The sequence below is a fragment of the Citricoccus nitrophenolicus genome (assembly GCF_047305825.1).
Classification (GTDB): Bacteria; Actinomycetota; Actinomycetes; order Actinomycetales; family Micrococcaceae; genus Citricoccus; species Citricoccus nitrophenolicus.
Map to the genome: position 1 here is coordinate 2,146,546 of NZ_CP063070.1, position 16,194 is coordinate 2,162,739.

Annotated in this window: 13 protein-coding genes; 8 read left to right on the forward strand and 5 right to left on the reverse strand. The window is 69.7% G+C overall.

Features of this window, described 5'->3' with window-relative positions:
- The first annotated feature begins 131 nt into the window (after nt 1–131).
- The 3 genes from IMT31_RS09920 (at nt 132) to IMT31_RS09930 (ending at nt 3,746) form a co-directional block, all read left to right on the forward strand.
- Complete coding sequence (locus IMT31_RS09920) at nt 132–1,244, forward strand: NAD(P)-dependent alcohol dehydrogenase (RefSeq protein WP_413542637.1); 1,113 nt, start codon at nt 132–134, stop codon at nt 1,242–1,244.
- Between the two features lie 195 nt (nt 1,245–1,439).
- Nucleotides 1,440–2,408, forward strand: a complete 969-nt coding sequence (locus tag IMT31_RS09925) for a hypothetical protein (RefSeq protein WP_413542638.1) — start codon at nt 1,440–1,442, stop codon at nt 2,406–2,408.
- 78 nt (nt 2,409–2,486) lie between these two features.
- Entirely contained in the window at nt 2,487–3,746 is a 1,260-nt protein-coding gene (locus IMT31_RS09930; protein ID WP_413542639.1) for a pyridoxal phosphate-dependent aminotransferase, read from the forward strand.
- Here the strand turns inward: IMT31_RS09930 and IMT31_RS09935 are convergent.
- Nucleotides 3,743–4,675, reverse strand: coding sequence for a LysR family transcriptional regulator (locus IMT31_RS09935; protein ID WP_413542640.1), 933 nt, complete (start codon nt 4,673–4,675; stop codon nt 3,743–3,745). The genes IMT31_RS09930 and IMT31_RS09935 overlap by 4 nt on opposite strands.
- Before the next feature lie 170 nt (nt 4,676–4,845).
- Here IMT31_RS09935 and IMT31_RS09940 point away from each other — a divergent pair, with 170 nt between their 5' ends.
- The 5 genes from IMT31_RS09940 (at nt 4,846) to IMT31_RS09960 (ending at nt 12,639) form a co-directional block, all read left to right on the forward strand.
- Nucleotides 4,846–6,147 carry an aromatic ring-hydroxylating oxygenase subunit alpha gene (locus IMT31_RS09940; protein ID WP_413542641.1) on the forward strand — a complete coding sequence of 434 codons (1,302 nt, stop codon included), beginning with the start codon at nt 4,846–4,848 and terminating at the stop codon, nt 6,145–6,147.
- Entirely contained in the window at nt 6,144–7,526 is a 1,383-nt protein-coding gene (locus IMT31_RS09945) for a flavin reductase family protein (protein ID WP_413542642.1), read from the forward strand. The genes IMT31_RS09940 and IMT31_RS09945 overlap by 4 nt, the downstream gene beginning before the upstream one ends.
- Nucleotides 7,527–7,636: 110 nt before the next feature.
- A complete protein-coding gene (locus IMT31_RS09950; RefSeq protein WP_413542643.1) occupies nt 7,637–10,135 on the forward strand; it encodes a GcvT family protein in 2,499 nt (832 codons plus the stop codon).
- 84 nt (nt 10,136–10,219) lie between these two features.
- A complete protein-coding gene (gene fdhA, locus IMT31_RS09955) occupies nt 10,220–11,437 on the forward strand; it encodes a formaldehyde dehydrogenase, glutathione-independent (RefSeq protein WP_413542644.1) in 1,218 nt (405 codons plus the stop codon).
- A 155-nt stretch (nt 11,438–11,592) separates the two neighbouring features.
- On the forward strand, nt 11,593–12,639 hold the full coding sequence (locus IMT31_RS09960) for a CobW family GTP-binding protein (RefSeq protein ID WP_413542645.1): 1,047 nt from the start codon (nt 11,593–11,595) through the stop codon (nt 12,637–12,639).
- Nucleotides 12,640–12,643: 4 nt separating this feature from the next.
- Here IMT31_RS09960 and IMT31_RS09965 read toward each other — a convergent pair whose 3' ends face one another.
- From IMT31_RS09965 to IMT31_RS09980, 4 genes are all read right to left on the reverse strand, one after another.
- Nucleotides 12,644–13,540, reverse strand: a complete 897-nt coding sequence (locus IMT31_RS09965; protein WP_413542646.1) for an SDR family NAD(P)-dependent oxidoreductase — start codon at nt 13,538–13,540, stop codon at nt 12,644–12,646.
- 41 nt (nt 13,541–13,581) lie between these two features.
- Nucleotides 13,582–14,664, reverse strand: coding sequence for an MBL fold metallo-hydrolase (locus IMT31_RS09970; protein WP_413542647.1), 1,083 nt, complete (start codon nt 14,662–14,664; stop codon nt 13,582–13,584).
- A gap of 78 nt (nt 14,665–14,742) precedes the next feature.
- On the reverse strand, nt 14,743–15,171 hold the full coding sequence (locus tag IMT31_RS09975; protein WP_413542648.1) for a hypothetical protein: 429 nt from the start codon (nt 15,169–15,171) through the stop codon (nt 14,743–14,745).
- 161 nt (nt 15,172–15,332) lie between these two features.
- Entirely contained in the window at nt 15,333–16,151 is an 819-nt protein-coding gene (locus tag IMT31_RS09980; RefSeq protein WP_413542649.1) for an SDR family oxidoreductase, read from the reverse strand.
- Between the last annotated feature and the right edge of the window lie 43 nt (nt 16,152–16,194).

Below are 16,194 nucleotides of genomic sequence, written 5' to 3' on the forward strand. Positions count from 1 at the left end.
GGCACCCTCGCGTCATACAAGGTGACCGGCCATCGCCTGGGGTTCCGAAGGGTTCCCCGGGGCGGAAGTCGCCCGGCGTCCGGGAGCCCGGTGGCTACGCTGGGCGTCCCGCCACATTCCAGGAGGCTGTAGTGAAGATCGAAGCACTCGTCGTCGAGGAGAAGAACGCCCCCTTTGTCCGGGAGGAGCTCGAGCTGGAACAGCCCGGGCCCGGTGAGGTGCTGGTGCGGGTGGTGGCCTCCGGGGTCTGCCACACGGACGCGATCACCCAGGCCGGGGACATGCCCCTGCCGTTGCCCGGGGTGCTCGGTCACGAGGGCTCCGGCGTGGTGGAGTCGATCGGCGAGGGCGTGGACTCTGTGGCGGTGGGAGACCACGTCATCATGGGCTGGCCCTACTGCGGGCAGTGCCGCAACTGCCGCCGTGGGGAGCACCGGTACTGTGACCTGCTGGGCCCCGCCGTGGCCAGCGGTCAGCGGTTCCTCGGTCCGCAGGCCGGGACCTCGGCCTACTCCCGGGCGGACGGCACCACGCTCTCCGGCCACTTCTTCGGCCAGTCCTCCTTCGCCACCTACTCCCTGGCCAACGCCAACGCTCTGGTGGCGGTGGACCCCGAGGTGCCGCTGGAACTGGTGGGCGTCCTGGCGTGCGGCATCACCACGGGCGCCGGCGCCGTGCTGAACACCGCGCGCCCGTCCGCCGGCGAATCCGTGGTCATCTACGGCGCCGGAGCGGTGGGGCTCGCGGCCATCATGGCCGCCCGGAACACCCCGGCCACCACCATCATCGCCATCGACCTGCACGACTCCCGGCTCGAGCTGGCCACCCGCTACGGCGCCACGCACACCATCAACTCGGGGCGCGAGAACGCCCTGGAGCGCATCCTGGAGATCTGTGGTGGGACAGCCGACTACGTCATTGACTGCACCGGGGTGGTCGCCGTGATCGAGGAGGCCGCCGAGGCTGTAGGCATGCTCGGAACCCTCATCCTCATCGGCGGTGCCCCCGCCCAGGCCCGGTTCAGCCTGGACCACCAGCGGACCCTCTGGGGCCGGACCGTGGTCGGTACCCTCGGTGGTTCCGGGACCTCTCAGGACCTCATCCCGGCGCTGATCGCCCTGTACCGGCAGGGCCGCTTCCCCTTCGACGAGCTAGTGCAGTACTACGCCTTCGACCAGGTGGAGCAGGCCTTCGCCGACTCGAAGTCCGGCCAGACCATCAAGCCCGTGCTGCGGATCGGCTGAGTCAGCCGGTGCCCGACGCCGGCCGGTAGCCTCTCGATGCCGGCTGGTGTTGGCCTGGTCACCGGTGCCGACTCGACCCGGGCGTACCGAACCCTTGACGGTCTGGCGGGTCCGCGTGGCAGAATGCGCACCACGGAGCGCCCGAGCCAGCGTCGCAGACAACCCACGCACCGGGTGGCGACTGAATCGGCCCCGATGCTCCGAACCGCCAACCGCGTGAGGGGACTGGTGATGATGAAGCAGGCCACCGTCCCGGGACGGCGGCCGTGGGCCGGTCTGGCCGGCGCCGCCCTGGTGCTGACTGTGACCGGCTGCGGCTCGGGTACCGACCCGGCGGAGACAGCAGGTCCGAACACCACCGCAGCGGCCACGTCCGCCGCGAGCTCGGCCGGTGGATCCACGGAACCGACTCCGAGCGCCATCGCCTCTCCAGCGGAACCGACCGTGAGCCCCACTGCCTCCGCCACGGCGGGCGGGGGATCGAGCCAGGACGCCCAACCGCGTGATGAGGTCTTCACCACGGAGGCGGGGACGGTCAGCCTGTCCATTCCCGCCGGATGGACCGTCAGCTGCGTGGTCTGCAGCGACTCGTCAGCTCAACCGCCGGCCGGGGTGACCGAGCGATATGAGATCACGGACAAAGATGACGACATCATCGTGAACCTGACCACCGTCTCCGGTGCCCGGGACGGAGACGGCGCCTATCCCGCGCTCGTGGAGACGCTGGAAGCAGAACCTCTCACCAGCACCCCCAGCCACCAGGAGGATGCGTCGGTGTACTTCCTGGCACAGCATCTGGCCGAGAATCCGGAATTCGAGATGTCTTCCCGTTGGGGTGCGGCGACGGAGGGACTGTTGGTGGAGGTTGCGGACCTCCCCGACGCCGTGGACCCGAACTCGCCGGAATCCGTCCAGGCCGCATGGATCCACGTGATGACCGACGAGTACCCCGTCAAGGACTTCACCGGGCTGTACCTGAGAACGTCCATCCCACTGCCCATGGTCGAGGCCCTGACCGGTGAGCAGGGTGACGAGGCGATGCGGGCCTTCCTCTCCACAACGGAGTACCGCGAGCTGAAGCGGATGATGTCGTCCGTGGCGGTCCATGAAGACGCCATCCCGGACTTCGAGGACTCCGTTCCGTCGGCGACCACAACACCGTGATCGCGACGTGTTCGTCATCGTGCATCCGAGGGGTCCGTGACCCGCGGCACCTGACGCCAACTGGTTCAATGGGGCATGATGTCCAGCTTCCAACCCGATGAACAGCCCACGGCCTCGTCCTTCGCGCGTCCGCTCGGCCCGTCCTCGCGCTCGCAGGTCCCGGACTTCCAGGTGATGACCATCCTCGGGAGGGTCGCCGAACTGCGGGCGGCCGGGGCTGATGTGGTGAGCCTGTGCGCCGGCGAGCCCGGCGGCGGGGCGCCCACCGCGGTCAATGCACGGGCGGCGGAAGTGCACGCCTCCGGGCGGGCGCTGAACTACACGCCGACGCTCGGCATCGCGGAGTTGCGGCAGGCGATCGCGGAGCACTACGGGCGCTGGTACGGCCTCGACGTGGATCCGGCCCGGGTGGCTGTGACCACCGGCTCCTCAGGAGCGTTCATGCTCGGCTTCCTCGCCGCGTTCAGCCCGGGGGACCGGGTGGCCATGGCCCGCCCCGGCTATGCCGCCTACCGCAACATCCTCACGGCGCTCGGCTGCCAGGTGGTGGAGCTCGACGCCGGCCCGGCCGTGCGCTTCCAGCCCACCCCCGCGTTGCTCGAGGAGGCGGAGGCCACCCATGGGCCATTGGCCGGGTTGATACTGGCCTCCCCGAACAACCCCACCGGCACCATGGCGACCCGCGAGGAGATGGCCGCGCTGGCGCAGTGGTGCGGCGGGCAAGGGGTGCGGCTGGTCTCGGACGAGATCTACCACGGGGTGACGTACGGAGCCGGGGACGAGCGCGGGGTCTGCGCCTGGGAGTACTCCACCGAGGCGATGGTGATCAGCTCCTTCTCCAAGTACTGGGGGATGCCCGGTTGGCGGATCGGGTGGATGCTGATGCCCGAGGACCTGGCCGGGGCGATCAGTGGGCTCTCCGGCTCGGTGTCCCTGTGTCCTCCGGCGTCCGCGCAGTATGCGGCGGTGGAGGCGTTCACGGAGCAGTCCTATGCGGAGTGTGATGCCCAGGTGGCCGGGTTCGCGCGGGCCCGAGCGCTGGTGCTGGCGAACCAGGACCGGTTGGGCTGGACGGATGCCGCACCGGCGGATGGGGCGTTCTACTTCTGGGCGCAGCCGGGGGATCGGATGGTGGAGGAGTACAGCACGTCCACGGCGTACTGCGAGGCTCTGCTGGAGCGGGCGCACGTGGCGCTGACGCCCGGAACCGACTTCGACACGGCACGTGGGGAGCAGTACGTCCGGCTCTCCTTCGCCGCAGGAGAGGCTGCCGTGGCCGAGGCGATCGAGCGGATCGTCGACTTCCAGAACGGCCCCCACCCGAGGGTGCCGCGCTAGGGATCATCCGCCAGGCGCTCCGAGAGCAGGCGCCGGGCGGTGTCCTTCAGGTGCGCCAGTGAGGCGGCGATGATGGGTGCGGTGGCCGTGCCCCGGCGCACCGCGGCGACGATCCGCCGCGTCGGCCGCGCTGGGCCCGCAATGGGGACACGCCGCACGTTCTCGGCTCCCGCGGGGCTGGCCAGGCGCGGCACCAGGCCGAGGCCCATCCCGGCCCCGACGAGGGCCGTCGTCGTCTCCCACTCGGTGACCTCGTGCCGGATGTTCGGGTTCACGCCGGCCGCGGTGAACGCGGCGGAGAACAGCGCGCGGTAGGCGGTACCCGGCGCGTCAGTGATCCAGACCTCCCCCATGAGCTCGTGCAGCGAGACGGATGAGCGTTCGGCCAACCGGTGATCCATCGGCAGCATGACGTCCAGCGGATCGTCGAGCAGCCGCGTCTCCTCGACGCGGGCATCGGCACCGACGTCCGCCTCGGCCTCGGTGGCCACCACCACGGCGAGGTCGATCCGCTCGGCGAGGAGGAGGTCGAGGCACCGCGACGGGCTCGCCTCGACCATCTGCACGGTGACCATGGGCTTCGAGACCCGCAGTTCCGCCGCGAGCGGGACGAGCAGGTTGGATGCCGCACTCGAGAAACCACCCAGGCCGAACTCGACGGGTGCGGCCCCGGCGACCGAGGCCATCGCCGATCTGATGCGGTCGCACTCACCGATCAGGCCGTCCGTCTGCTCGACGAGGTGGCGCCCGGCGGCCGTGAGGTGCAACCCGCGTCCCTCCTTCATCAGCAGGCGCATTCCGAGCGACTGTTGGAGCTCCCGCAGCTGCGCCGAGACGGCAGACCGGGAGTAGCCGGTGAGCTCCGCGGTCGCCGTGACGCTGCCACAGGAGGCGAACGTCCGGAGGGTGAGGAGGCGACGATCGATCATGCACTCATTGTGCACGGTGATGTCGGATATCCGAGCTTTTTATTGCACTGTTCGCGCTATTACGATCAACGTGACAGCGATCACAACTCCGCGACCCATCCGGTCTTCACCCGGCCTCCGCTCGGCCCGCAGCACCATCCCGAACCCCGCAGACTCGAGGAATCAGTACCGTGACTCTTGCCGTGAACCCCACTTCCCCCAGCCGTGGCCGCCTCGCCGCCGCCCCCACGGAGGAGCAGGCGGCCCCATTGCGCCAGCTACTCGAAGAACGCCGCACCGGTTACTCCTTGGAGGCGCCGTTCTACACCGATCCGGAGATCTTCGCCGCGGACATGCAGGGTATCTTCGGCCGGCACTGGCTCCTCGCCGCGAGCCTCGCCGAGGTCCCGGAGCCGGGCGACTACGTCACCGTCGACTACGGCCCGTATTCGCTGATCGTCCTCCGCACTGACGAGGGCGTGAACGTCCTGCACAACGTGTGCCGACACCGCGGGGCCCGGGTCCTCCCCGAGAAGACGGGCACCACCGGCAACCTGGTGTGTGGATACCACTCGTGGACCTACTCGGCGGAAGGCGACCTGATCCATGCCTCATCCCCCGGTGAGACGTCCTTCGACAAGGCGTGCTTCGCACTGAAGAGGGCGCACGGACGGGTGGTCGCCGGGTTGGTGTTCGTCTGCCTGGCAGACGAGCCGCCCGCCGACTTCGACGAGGTCGCCGGGATCTTCGAGCCGTACCTGGCCCCGCACGAGATCGCGAACTCCCGGGTGGCCTACCAGCAGGACATCATCGAGGAGGGCAACTGGAAACTCGTGATGGAGAACAACCGCGAGTGCTACCACTGCGACGGCCATCCCGAGTTGGCCTGCTCGCTCTTCCCCACCTGGGGCCTCACCGAGGGAATCGTCCCGCCCCACCTGGAGGACGTCTGGAACCGCAACGTGGAGGCCGAGGATGCCCTGCGGGGGCGCTGCACCCGCTACGGTCTGCCCTTCGAGGTGGTCGAGGAACTCGACACCCGCGTGACCGGGATCCGTATCTCCCGTGAGCCGCTCGACGGCGCGGGGGAGTCCTTCTCCGCCACCGGCCGCCGCCTGTCCAAGAAGCTGTTGGGGGATCTGCGTGACTTCCGGCTGGGCCGCTGCTCCATGCACCTGCAGCCGAACTCCTGGTTCCACCTGATCTCCGACCACGTGATCACGTTCGCCGCGTTCCCGATCAACGAGCACCAGACGCTGGTGCGCACCACCTGGCTCGTGGCGGACGACGCCGTCGAGGGGGTGGACTACGACCTCGAGACGCTCACCAACACGTGGAAGCAGACGAACCTGCAGGACAAGAACTTCGTGGAGATGTGCCAGCAGGGCACCTACAGCCCGGCCTACGAGCCCGGGCCGTACATGAAGAGCGAGTACCAGGTGGAGGCGTTCATCAACTGGTACACCCAGCGCATGCGTGAGCACGTGGCATGACCGTCAGCACCACCCTCACCACGATCCCGGAGGTCCGGCGGGTCCGGGGCCTGGAGATGCCGTGGAACCGGGTGGCCCAGGCCTCCGCCGACCTGCCCTTCGCGGCGGCGGCCCAGGCCTTGGACCCCTGGTACCCGCAGGAGTTCCTGGCCGAGTGCGTCCAGACCATCCCCGAGGCCGGGGGCATGCTCACGGTGGTCATGCGCAGGACCGACGGCGCCCCGCTCGCCTTCCGCTCCGGGCAGTACCTCAACATCGCCTTCCCGGTGTTCGGTCCGGACGCCGATCCGGTCAATCGCAGCTATTCGCTGTCCAGTGCCCCGACGGAGCCGTGGACCTTCGCCATCACCGTCAAGCGCGAGGAGGGCGGCACGGTCTCCCCGTGGATCCACGAGAACATCCGGCCCGGCAGCGTGCTGGAGGTGCTCGGCCCCGTGGGGGCGTTCCACCTGCCCGACTATGACCGCCGGGCGCGCTACCTGTTCCTGGCGGCCGGCTCGGGCATCACCCCCCTGATGTCGATGATCCGGACGATCCACTCCCTCCCGGGCCGGGCCGACGTGGTCATGCTGTATCACGGGGCTGCGCCCGGGACCTTCGCGTTCTCCCGCGAGCTCGAGCACCTGGCCGCGGTCGATTCGCGGATCACCGTGTACTACTCGCTGGGTGATCGCAGCGTCCCCGGCACCTGGGAGGGGATGGTCGGCCGGCTCACCTCGGAGATGGTGGACACGGTGGTCCCCGATGCCAATGGGCGCAAGGTGTTCGCCTGCGGGCCGGAGGGGTACATCGACGTCGCTGCCGAGCTGCTGGAGAGGGTGGGCGTGGACGAGACGTCGATCTTCGTCGAATCGTTCTCCGGCACCCGCGAGACCGCCCTGGAGTACAAGGAGGAAGTGGCCCTCGCCGGCGGTATCGCCGAGGAGTACGCCGCGGCCCAGGACGCCGCCCGCGAGGCAGCCCGGGAGGCGTCAGCCGACGCCATCGATCCGCCCACCGGTGCGCTCGACCTCTACCGGATCGCGGAGCTCAACGCCGTGGCGGCTGAGACGAGTCCGGCCGCGACGAGCGGGACCGGGCCGGCCGACCCGTCCACCTTCGAGGTGGTCGGGGAGGGCAGCCTGACGATGTCCTTCCTGCGTACCCGGTTGAACGTCCGCATCGAACCACAGGCGAACGTCCTCGACGCCGCCCGGGAGGCCGGCGTGCGCATCGGGGCGAACTGCCGGGAGGGCATGTGCGGCTCCTGCAAGGTCGTCAAGATCAGCGGCGAGGTGGACATGAACCACCAGGGCGGCATCCGTGCCCGGGAGATCGACGCCGGGAAGTTCCTGCCGTGCTGCTCGACGGCGCAGACTGACCTGATCGTGGACGCCTAGATCAGAGCCGAACGCCGGAGAACGGCGGGCGGGACACCCCTCCACAGAACATCACCGGCGCCGCACGTCGCCGGGAGCACCACAGACGTCAGCACACCAAGGAGTGACCCATGAGGACTACACCCTCTCCCCGGATCGTCATCATCGGGGCCGGCATCGTCGGCGCGAACCTCGCGGACGAGCTCGCCCAGCTCGGACACACCAACACCCTCGTGCTCGAGCAGGGGCCACTGGGGATCCCGGGCGGCTCGACCTCGCACGCACCAGGGCTCGTCTTCTCCTCCAACGGCTCGAAGTCGATGACGGCGTTCGCGCAGTACACGATCGAGAAGCTGACCTCCCTGACCGGTCCCGATGGCCGCGGCTCCTTCCTGCCGGTGGGTGGCCTCGAGGTCGCCACCACTGAACAGCGTCTGCAGGACCTCCATCGCCGCGCGGGCTGGAACCGCTCCTACGGGGTGGAGGCGCACGTCGTCGACGCGGACGAGTGCCTCAGGCTCTTCCCCATGCTCAACCCGGACAGGCCGCTCGGCGGGCTCCTCACCCCGGGCGACGGTCTGGCGCTGGCCGCCAAGGGAACCCAGTTGGTCATGGAGCGGGCCCGGGCCGCCGGCGTCGAGTTCCGGGACCGGACCACCGTCACGGACATCGAGCAGTCCGGTGGCCGCGTCACCGCGGTGGTGGCGGGTGAGGATCGGTTCCAGGCCGACATCGTGGTCTCCTGTGCCGGCTTCTGGGGTCCGAACCTCGGCAGGATGGTCGGCACCGAGATCCCGCTGCTGCCCCTGGCCCATCAGTTCGCCTGGACTACGCAGGTCCCCTCCCTGGCCGGCGTCAACGAGCTGCCCAACGGCGCCAGCCGCCCGATCCTGCGCTACCAGGACAGGGACCTGTACTACCGCGAGTGGGGCGACACCATCGGCATCGGCTCCTACGCGCACCGCCCTCTGCCGGTGGATCTCGACACCCTGCCGGCCTACCGTCCGGAGGACATCACGGACGAGCGCATGCCCTCGTCCCTGCCGTTCACCCCGGAGGACTTCGCCGGGGAGTGGGAGGCCAGCCGGGAACTGCTCCCGGACTTGAAGAACACCGAGATCAAACGCGGGTTCAACGGCATCTTCTCCTTCACGCCGGACGGCGGCTCGCTCGTGGGCGAGTCCCGCCACGTGGACGGCTTCTTCGCGGCTGAGGCCGTGTGGGTCACCCACGGCCCGGGCATCGCCAGGGCTGTGGCCGAGCTGATCGCGACGGGGCACTCGAGCATCGACCTGTCCGACTGCGATCTGAACCGGTTCGAGGACGTGCAGACCACGCCCGAGTACGTCTCGGAGACCTCGCAGCAGAACTTCGTGGAGATCTACGACGTTCGCCACCCCCTGGAGCCGCGGCTGTCCCCGCGCAACGTGCGCGTCAGCCCCTTCTACGAGCAGCAGAAGGCCCTCGGCGCGTTCTTCCTGGAGGGCACCGGTTGGGAGCGCCCACACTGGTTCGAGGCGAACGCCGGCCTGCTGGACGAGATGCCCTCCGAGTGGGCCGCTCCGGACCGTGACGCCTGGTCTGACCAGTTCCACTCACCCATTGCCGCCGCCGAGGTCTGGAAGACCCGGACCGCCGTGGGCCTGTTCGACATGACCCAGCTCAAGCGCCTGGAGATCAGGGGACCGGGCGCCGGCCCCCTGCTGCACGGTCTGACGACGTCGAGCATGCTGCGGGCGCCCGGAGCCGTCAGCTATACGCTGCTCCTGGACGAGGCCGGCGGCATCACCAGCGACATCACGGTCGCGCGCCGGTCCGAGCAGTTGTACCAGGCCGGCGTGAACTCGAATGTGGACCTGGCCTACCTCTCCCGCAAGGCACGTCACCAGAGTGAGGAGAACCCGGCCCAATGGGTCACCGTCACGGACATCACCCCTGGCACCTGCTGCATCGGACTCTGGGGCCCGCTCGCCGCCGCCGTCATGGAGAAGGTCAGCCGTGACGATCTGAGCAAGGACGGGCTGAAGTACTTCCGCTCCAAGGAGATCTCCATGGGGGGCATCCCGGTGACCGCCATGCGCCTGTCCTACGTGGGCGAGTTTGGCTGGGAGCTCTACGCCTCCGCCGACGTGGGACACCGGCTCTGGGACGTGATCTGGGAGGCGGGCCTGGAGCACGGGATCATCGCCGTGGGCCGCGAGGCCTTCAACTCGATGCGCCTGGAGAAGGGCTTCCGTTCCTTCGGCTCGGACATGACCAGCGATCACGAGCCGGTCCAGGCCGGGCTCGGCTTCGCCGTCAAGGCCTCGAAGACCGACGACTTCGTCGGCAAGAGCGCGCTCGCCGAGCGGGCCGCCGCGGCGACCACGCGGCTGCGTTGCCTGACGGTGGATGACGGGGTCTCGGTGGTCCTCGGCAAGGAACCCGTGTACGTGGGCGGCGAGGCCGCGGGCTACGTCACCAGTGCGGCCTACGGATACACCGTGCGCCAGCCGATCGCCTATGCGTGGCTGCCGAACGGCGTGGAGACCGGGGACGCGGTGGAGATCGAGTACCTCGGGCGCCGGATCGCGGCCACTGTGGTGGACGATCCGCTGTACGACCCGGAGATGACGCGGTTGCGCGGCTGAGCCCGCACGGCCGGAGCTGACGATGCCGGCCGCGGTGGCCAGTGACGTCCCGCTGAGACACATCAACAGAAGTGAGGAACCGAAATGCCAGGAAATCGTGCCGTCGCCTACAAGGAACCGGGTGTGGTCGAGGTCATCGACACCGAGTACCCCACCTTCGAGTTGAAGGACGGCCCCGGGGTCAACCCCGCCAATGTGGGGCGCAAGGTCCCGCACGGGGTCATCCTCAAGACCGTCACCACCAACATCTGCGGCTCGGACCAGCACATGGTGCGCGGCCGGACCACGGCCCCGGCCAATCTGGTCCTGGGCCATGAGATCACCGGTGAGGTGGTGGAGGCGGGGCCGGACGTCGAGTTCATCAAGGTCGGTGACATCGTCTCCGTGCCGTTCAACATCTCCTGCGGCCGCTGCCGCAACTGCAAGGAGCGTCAGACCGGCATCTGCCTGAACGTGAACCCGGACCGTCCGGGCAGCGCCTACGGCTACGTGGACATGGGCGGCTGGGTCGGCGGACAGGCCGAGTACGTCCTCGTGCCCTATGCCGACTGGAACCTGCTGAAGTTCCCGGACCGGGACCAGGCGCTGGAGAAGATCATGGACCTCACCATGCTCTCCGACATCTTCCCCACCGGCTTCCACGGCGCCGTCACGGCCGGGGTGGGCGTGGGCTCCACCGTCTACGTCGCCGGTGCGGGACCCGTCGGCCTGGCCGCGGCCATGGGCGCGCAGCTGTTGGGGGCCGCCGTCGTGATCGTGGGGGACCTGAACGAGGACCGCCTGGCGCAGGCGCGAACCTTCGGCTGCGAGACCGTCAACGTCGGCGAAGGCCCGCTCCAGGACCAGATCGAGCAGATCCTCGGCGTCCCCGAGGTGGACAGCGGCATCGACGCCGTCGGTTTCGAGGCCCGCGGGCACGGCAAGGATGCCGGCCACGAGGCTCCGGCGACGGTCCTGAACTCCCTCATGGACATCACCACCGCCGGCGGATCCCTCGGCATCCCCGGCCTGTACGTCACGGGGGACCCGGGAGCCGTGGACGAGGCCGCCCAGAAGGGCTCGCTGTCCCTCTCGCTGGGCACGGGCTGGGCCAAGTCGCTGTCCTTCGCCACGGGGCAGTGCCCGGTGATGAAGTACAACCGCCAGCTGATGATGGCGATCCTGCATGACAAGGCGCCGATCGCGAAGGCCGTCAACGCGAAGGCGATCTCCCTCGAGGACGCCCCGCGCGGCTACGCCGAGTTCGACGCCGGGGCGGCGACGAAGTTCGTGCTCAACCCCAATGGGTATCTCACGGACTGACACTCGTTCGCTCGCTGACCACGGTCATCGTCACCCCGGCCTCATAGACTCGACGTGGGCATCGTTGACCCTATGTGGCTGGGGTGTCCGGTGTGGGCGAGTGCGGCCCGGGGTGATCACGCGGCGGCGGCCTCAGTGGGCGGGGAGGAGAGGTCATGGCAACGACACGAGTTCCAGTGGTGGCGCTGACCGGCCACCTCGGGGCCGGCAAGACCACCGTCCTCAACCATCTGCTGCTGGCACCGGGCGCCCGCATCGGGGTGATCGTCAATGACTACGGGACCATCAACGTCGATGCCGGCCTGCTGACCGGTCAGGTGGATGTGGCCGCGTCCATCGCTGGTGGCTGCGTGTGCTGCCTGCCCGAGGGTGGCGGTCTTGACGAGGCGCTCGAGCGGCTTGCCCACCCGCGGCTACGGCTGGACGTGATCGTGGTGGAGGCCAGTGGCGTGGCCGAGCCGGTGTCCCTGGCACGCATGATTCACTCCAGCGGGGTGGCGAACGTGCGCTCCGGTGGCCTGGTGGACGTGGTTGACGCCGGCGCCTACTTCGACACGGTGGACACCGTGGCCGTTCCCCCAGCCCGCTTCGCTGCGGCGTCCCTGGTGGTGATCAACAAGACCGACCAGCTTCCGGAGGAGCAACGGGAGCAGGCGATCGCCCGGATCCGGGAGCGCATCCATGCCCGCAACCCCATGGCCCACGTGGTCGTCACCACCCGAGGCCTGATCGACCCGGCGCTCGTCTTCGACGCGGCCGCGGAGCAGCACCCGGCGGTGGGCCTCATCCAGGAGGAGCTGCCCCTGGCCGAACTGGCCCGGCGTGACGCGGCCCAGTCGATCGGAGCCGATGCGCATCAGGCCCATGCCGCCGCCGTCTCGGTGCCCGCGGCCGGTCCGGTGCCTGCGGGGCCGCTGATCGACCTGCTCGAAGATCCGCCGGAGGGGGTCTACCGCCTCAAGGGGACCATTCTGGTCGGCACCGCGAGGGCGCCACGCAGCTACACCGTCAACCTCGTGGGCCGCCACATCCACGTAGCACCCCGCAGGGGCGGGCACCAGGACGGTCTCGTGGCGATCGGCACCCATCTGGACGAGCAGCTCGTCCGGGCCCGCTTGCAGGAGGCCCTGACGCCGTCCGGAGAGCAGCCCGACCCTCCGGGACTGCGGCGGTTGGCCCGCTACGCACGCCTGTCCGCCTGACGGGTCACCACGTGCCCTGGGACTGCCCGGAATCTGCCCCGCTCCGGGCGGCGATGAGATGGCCGTAGCCGGACCGGTAGGTGGGGTGCTCCAGGGTGCCCAGGAGGTCCAGCAGCCGGGTGCCGTCCAGGACGGTCCCGGTCGCCTCCGCCGGCTCGACGGCTGGCGGTGGCGGGAACCCGAGGCGGCCGGCGATGAAGGTGACGACGTCCCCCAGGGGTGCCGGCGCCCGGTCCGCCGCGTGCAGCAGGCGCGGTGGTGCCTCGGCGGTCACCAGGGCGTGCAGGGTGCGGACCAGATCGTCCTCGTGGATCCGGTTCGTGCGGCGGGCGTATTGCACGGGGGTGTGCTCGAGGACCTTGCGCAACAGCATCTCCCGTCCCGGACCGTAGATGCCGGCGGGGCGGAGGATGTGGGCGTCGAAGAGTTCCGCGGCCAACCGTTCGCCGTCCAGGAGGGTGGTGGCGCGCGGGCCCACCGGGGAGGGCGCATCCAGTTCGGTGAGGGGCCGGCCGTGGGTGTGTCCACCCAGTACGCGGGTGGAGGAGACGAGCACCACGCGGGAGGGAACCTGCGGCAACGCCGCGGCGAGGTTCCGCAGGGAGGCGAGGTAGCCGCCGTCGTGCCCCTGCCGGTGGGCGGACGCCGGGCCGGGCCCCGGACCACCGGGAGGAAGGGTGATGACCATGGCATCCACAGACGGGAGCTCGGCGCGCACGGGTGACTGCAGATCCACCGCCAGCGCGGCGAAGGCTGAGGGAAGCCCGCCCGTGGTGCGGCGCAGCGCGAACACGTGTCCACCGTCCGCGGCCAGACACCGGCCGAGCCGGGTGCCCAGTGCCCCGCACCCCACGAGCAGGGTCCGGTCCGGGGTGTGGTGGGAGGGGGCAGGAAGCGGCATCCCGGCAGTCTATCCCCGTCCCCGGCGGACCCCCGGCGCGCTCAGACGCTGAACAGCTGCCGGTCCGCCGCCAGGGTGTATGGCCCGTCGTAGGTGTCGGCGATGCCGGCCAGGTCCGCGTTGGAGAACACACCGGCCAGGTGGCTGACCACCACCTTCTTGGCCCCGGCCTCGGCGGCGATCCGTCCGATGCCCTCCGGAGAGGTGTGGCTGGACTCCAGGTGATGCAGGAACTCCTCGGTGAAGTCCTGGTCCCGGTAGAAGTCCATGTTGACGACCTCGTGGACCAACAGGTCCGCGTCCTGGCTCAGGGCCACCATGTTCGGGGTCTCGGCCGTGTCTCCCGAGAAGGTGATCACGCCGTGCTCGGACTCGAAGCGGAAGCCGAAGGAGGGGAAGACGGGCAGGTGGTCCACCAGGGTGGCCTTCACGCGGACGCGCTCGTCCTCGTAGATGGTGAAGGGCTCCATGTCCGGAACGGGGCTCCGGTCCGGATCGGCGCGGGGCCGGCGCGGCAGCTCGATGTCCACGCCCTCGAAGAGCTCATCGAGGGGGATCCGGGCCTCGTCCGTGGTGCGGATGTTGATGTCATAGGCGTAGGCGCGCATCAGGTTCTTGACGATGTCCCTCATGCCGGTCTGGGGTGGGGAGACCTCGTTCCTGATGCCCTCGGGCAGGGGACTCCGGCCCGGGCCCATGATTCCCACGCGCGAGGTGACGCCCTGCACGGGGGTGTCCCAGTTGTAGAGCATGTAGGCGCTGAGTTCGGAGATGTGGTCCGAGTGCAGGTGGGTGACGAATCCCTGGCGCAGCTTGTTCCCGGTCAGTCCGGCCTCGACGGCTTGGCGGGGCATGCCGAGCCCGAAGTCCACCAGGTAGTGCTGTCCATCCACGACGACGGCGCTGGCGATCCCGTGCCGGGTTCCCCGGATCGCGGGGCCGGCAGCCGTGCCCAGGGTGATCAGGTGCATGCCGTGCTCGGGCACGGTCTGCGGTGAGGCCAGCACCGGTTCGGCTGCCGATGCGGCCCCGGCGCCGAGAAACGGCGCGGCCAGGGCGGCGGCCCCTCCGGCGCCGAGGATGGTGCGGCGGGATGGGCCGGACTTCTCGTGTGCGGTGGTCATGCTTCCTCCAGGATCGGTGACGTGTATCACATGTTCTGGATCACTATGGAGGAAGGGGAGGGCAACGGCAAGGTGGGGTCAGTGGGTTCGGTTGTCCGGGCCGGCGCCGGGATTCTCCGCCTCGATGACCTGCTGTTCCCGGGCGTGCTGCCCCCGGCCCTCCGGCTTGCCGTCCACCAGGTCGGCGAGCTTGCCGGCGGCCCCGGCCAGGGCGCGTAGGCCGCGTCCCGTCTCCTCGCGGCCGCGCTCGGCGAAGGTCCGGGCGGTCTTCTCCCGCTCGGCCCGGGTCTGGTTGCGCTGCCGGAATTCGTTGAACTTCTGGGTGGTGGTCTCGGCCGTGCTGCGGATCTGGTCCCAGGCCTCAGTCGGGTTGGCCGGCAGGGTCACGGTCCTGCCGGTGGGCGTCTTCGGGGGACGGGGCTGCTGCGCCGAGCTGTTCGGTTCGGCCGGCGCGGCTGGTGTGGTCGGCGGGGTGCTGGGCAGGTTCTGCTCTGGCTCCGAGGTCATGCGGCCAGTGTAGAGCCAGTGGCTGACAGGCCACAGGGGCGCCCGTGATGCCCGTCCCTTGCGAAGGCAGGAGATCCAGTGCTGGATTCTGCAGGGTGTTGACGGCAATCACCCTGCAGAATCCCGCACTCGATGTCCGCAGGGACCCGCTGAGCATGCGGCTACGAGTCCTGGCGGAGGTTGTTCCCCGCCGTCTCGCCGCCGTCGATCGCGATGGAGGAGCCGGAGACGAAGCGGGACTCGTCCGAGGCCAGGTACAGCACCAGCATGCTGATCTCCTCCACCTGCGCCGCGCGCCCGGCGGGCACCTGCCCGTAGCCGCGCTGCAGCCCGGCGGTCAGCGGCGTCTCCACGGAGCCGGGATGGATGGAGTTCACCCGGATCCCGTCATCGCCGAAGTCCAGGGCGGAGGTCTTGGTCAGCCCCTGCACGCCCCACTTCGCCGCCGAGTACGCGGCACGGTTCTTGAACCCGACCAGTCCGGCGATCGAGCTGACGTTGATGATGGAGGAGGTCCCCTGCTTCTTGAGCTCCGGCACGGCCGCCTTCATGCCCAGGAACGTGCCGGTCAGGTCGATGTCCAGGGTCCGCGTCCAGTCCTCCACAGACGCCTCCTCCGCGGTGCCGGGCGTGTAGATCCCCGCGTTGTTGACCAGCACATCGAGCTTCCCGAACTCCTGGACCGTCTGCCCGACGGCGGCCGTCCAGTCCTGCAGGCTCGTCACGTTCAGGGGGGTGAAGGCGGCGGCCTGACGGCCCTCGGTGGCGTTGATCTCCTCGGCCAACGCCATGCCGGCCTCCTCCTGCAGGTCGCCGATCATGACGGAGGCCCCGGCCGCGGCCAGCACACGGGCGTGGGAGGCCCCCATGCCCTGGGCGGCCCCGGAGGCCAGGGCGACCTTGCCGGCGGCGCGGCCCGAGCCGGCGTCGTGGTTGGCGCTGTGCGGGGCGGACGTGGCCGAGGTGGAGGAAGTGCTCATGGTGCCACCCTAGAAAGCCGCGGCCGGGGGAGCGCGGGGGTGT

What these genes read in the sequence shown, in the direction of transcription:
- IMT31_RS09950 (WP_413542643.1), top strand. Translation starts at nt 7,637, where the DNA reads ATGAGGACTACACCCTCTCCCCGGATCGTCATCATCGGGGCCGGCATC.
- IMT31_RS09960 (WP_413542645.1), top strand. Translation starts at nt 11,593, where the DNA reads ATGGCAACGACACGAGTTCCAGTGGTGGCGCTGACCGGCCACCTCGGG.
- IMT31_RS09980 (WP_413542649.1), bottom strand. Translation starts at nt 16,151, where the DNA reads ATGAGCACTTCCTCCACCTCGGCCACGTCCGCCCCGCACAGCGCCAAC.
- IMT31_RS09975 (WP_413542648.1), bottom strand. Translation starts at nt 15,171, where the DNA reads ATGACCTCGGAGCCAGAGCAGAACCTGCCCAGCACCCCGCCGACCACA.
- IMT31_RS09925 (WP_413542638.1), top strand. Translation starts at nt 1,440, where the DNA reads ATGCTCCGAACCGCCAACCGCGTGAGGGGACTGGTGATGATGAAGCAG.
- fdhA (WP_413542644.1), top strand. Translation starts at nt 10,220, where the DNA reads ATGCCAGGAAATCGTGCCGTCGCCTACAAGGAACCGGGTGTGGTCGAG.
- IMT31_RS09930 (WP_413542639.1), top strand. Translation starts at nt 2,487, where the DNA reads ATGTCCAGCTTCCAACCCGATGAACAGCCCACGGCCTCGTCCTTCGCG.
- IMT31_RS09970 (WP_413542647.1), bottom strand. Translation starts at nt 14,664, where the DNA reads ATGACCACCGCACACGAGAAGTCCGGCCCATCCCGCCGCACCATCCTC.
- IMT31_RS09935 (WP_413542640.1), bottom strand. Translation starts at nt 4,675, where the DNA reads ATGATCGATCGTCGCCTCCTCACCCTCCGGACGTTCGCCTCCTGTGGC.
- IMT31_RS09965 (WP_413542646.1), bottom strand. Translation starts at nt 13,540, where the DNA reads ATGCCGCTTCCTGCCCCCTCCCACCACACCCCGGACCGGACCCTGCTC.
- IMT31_RS09945 (WP_413542642.1), top strand. Translation starts at nt 6,144, where the DNA reads ATGACCGTCAGCACCACCCTCACCACGATCCCGGAGGTCCGGCGGGTC.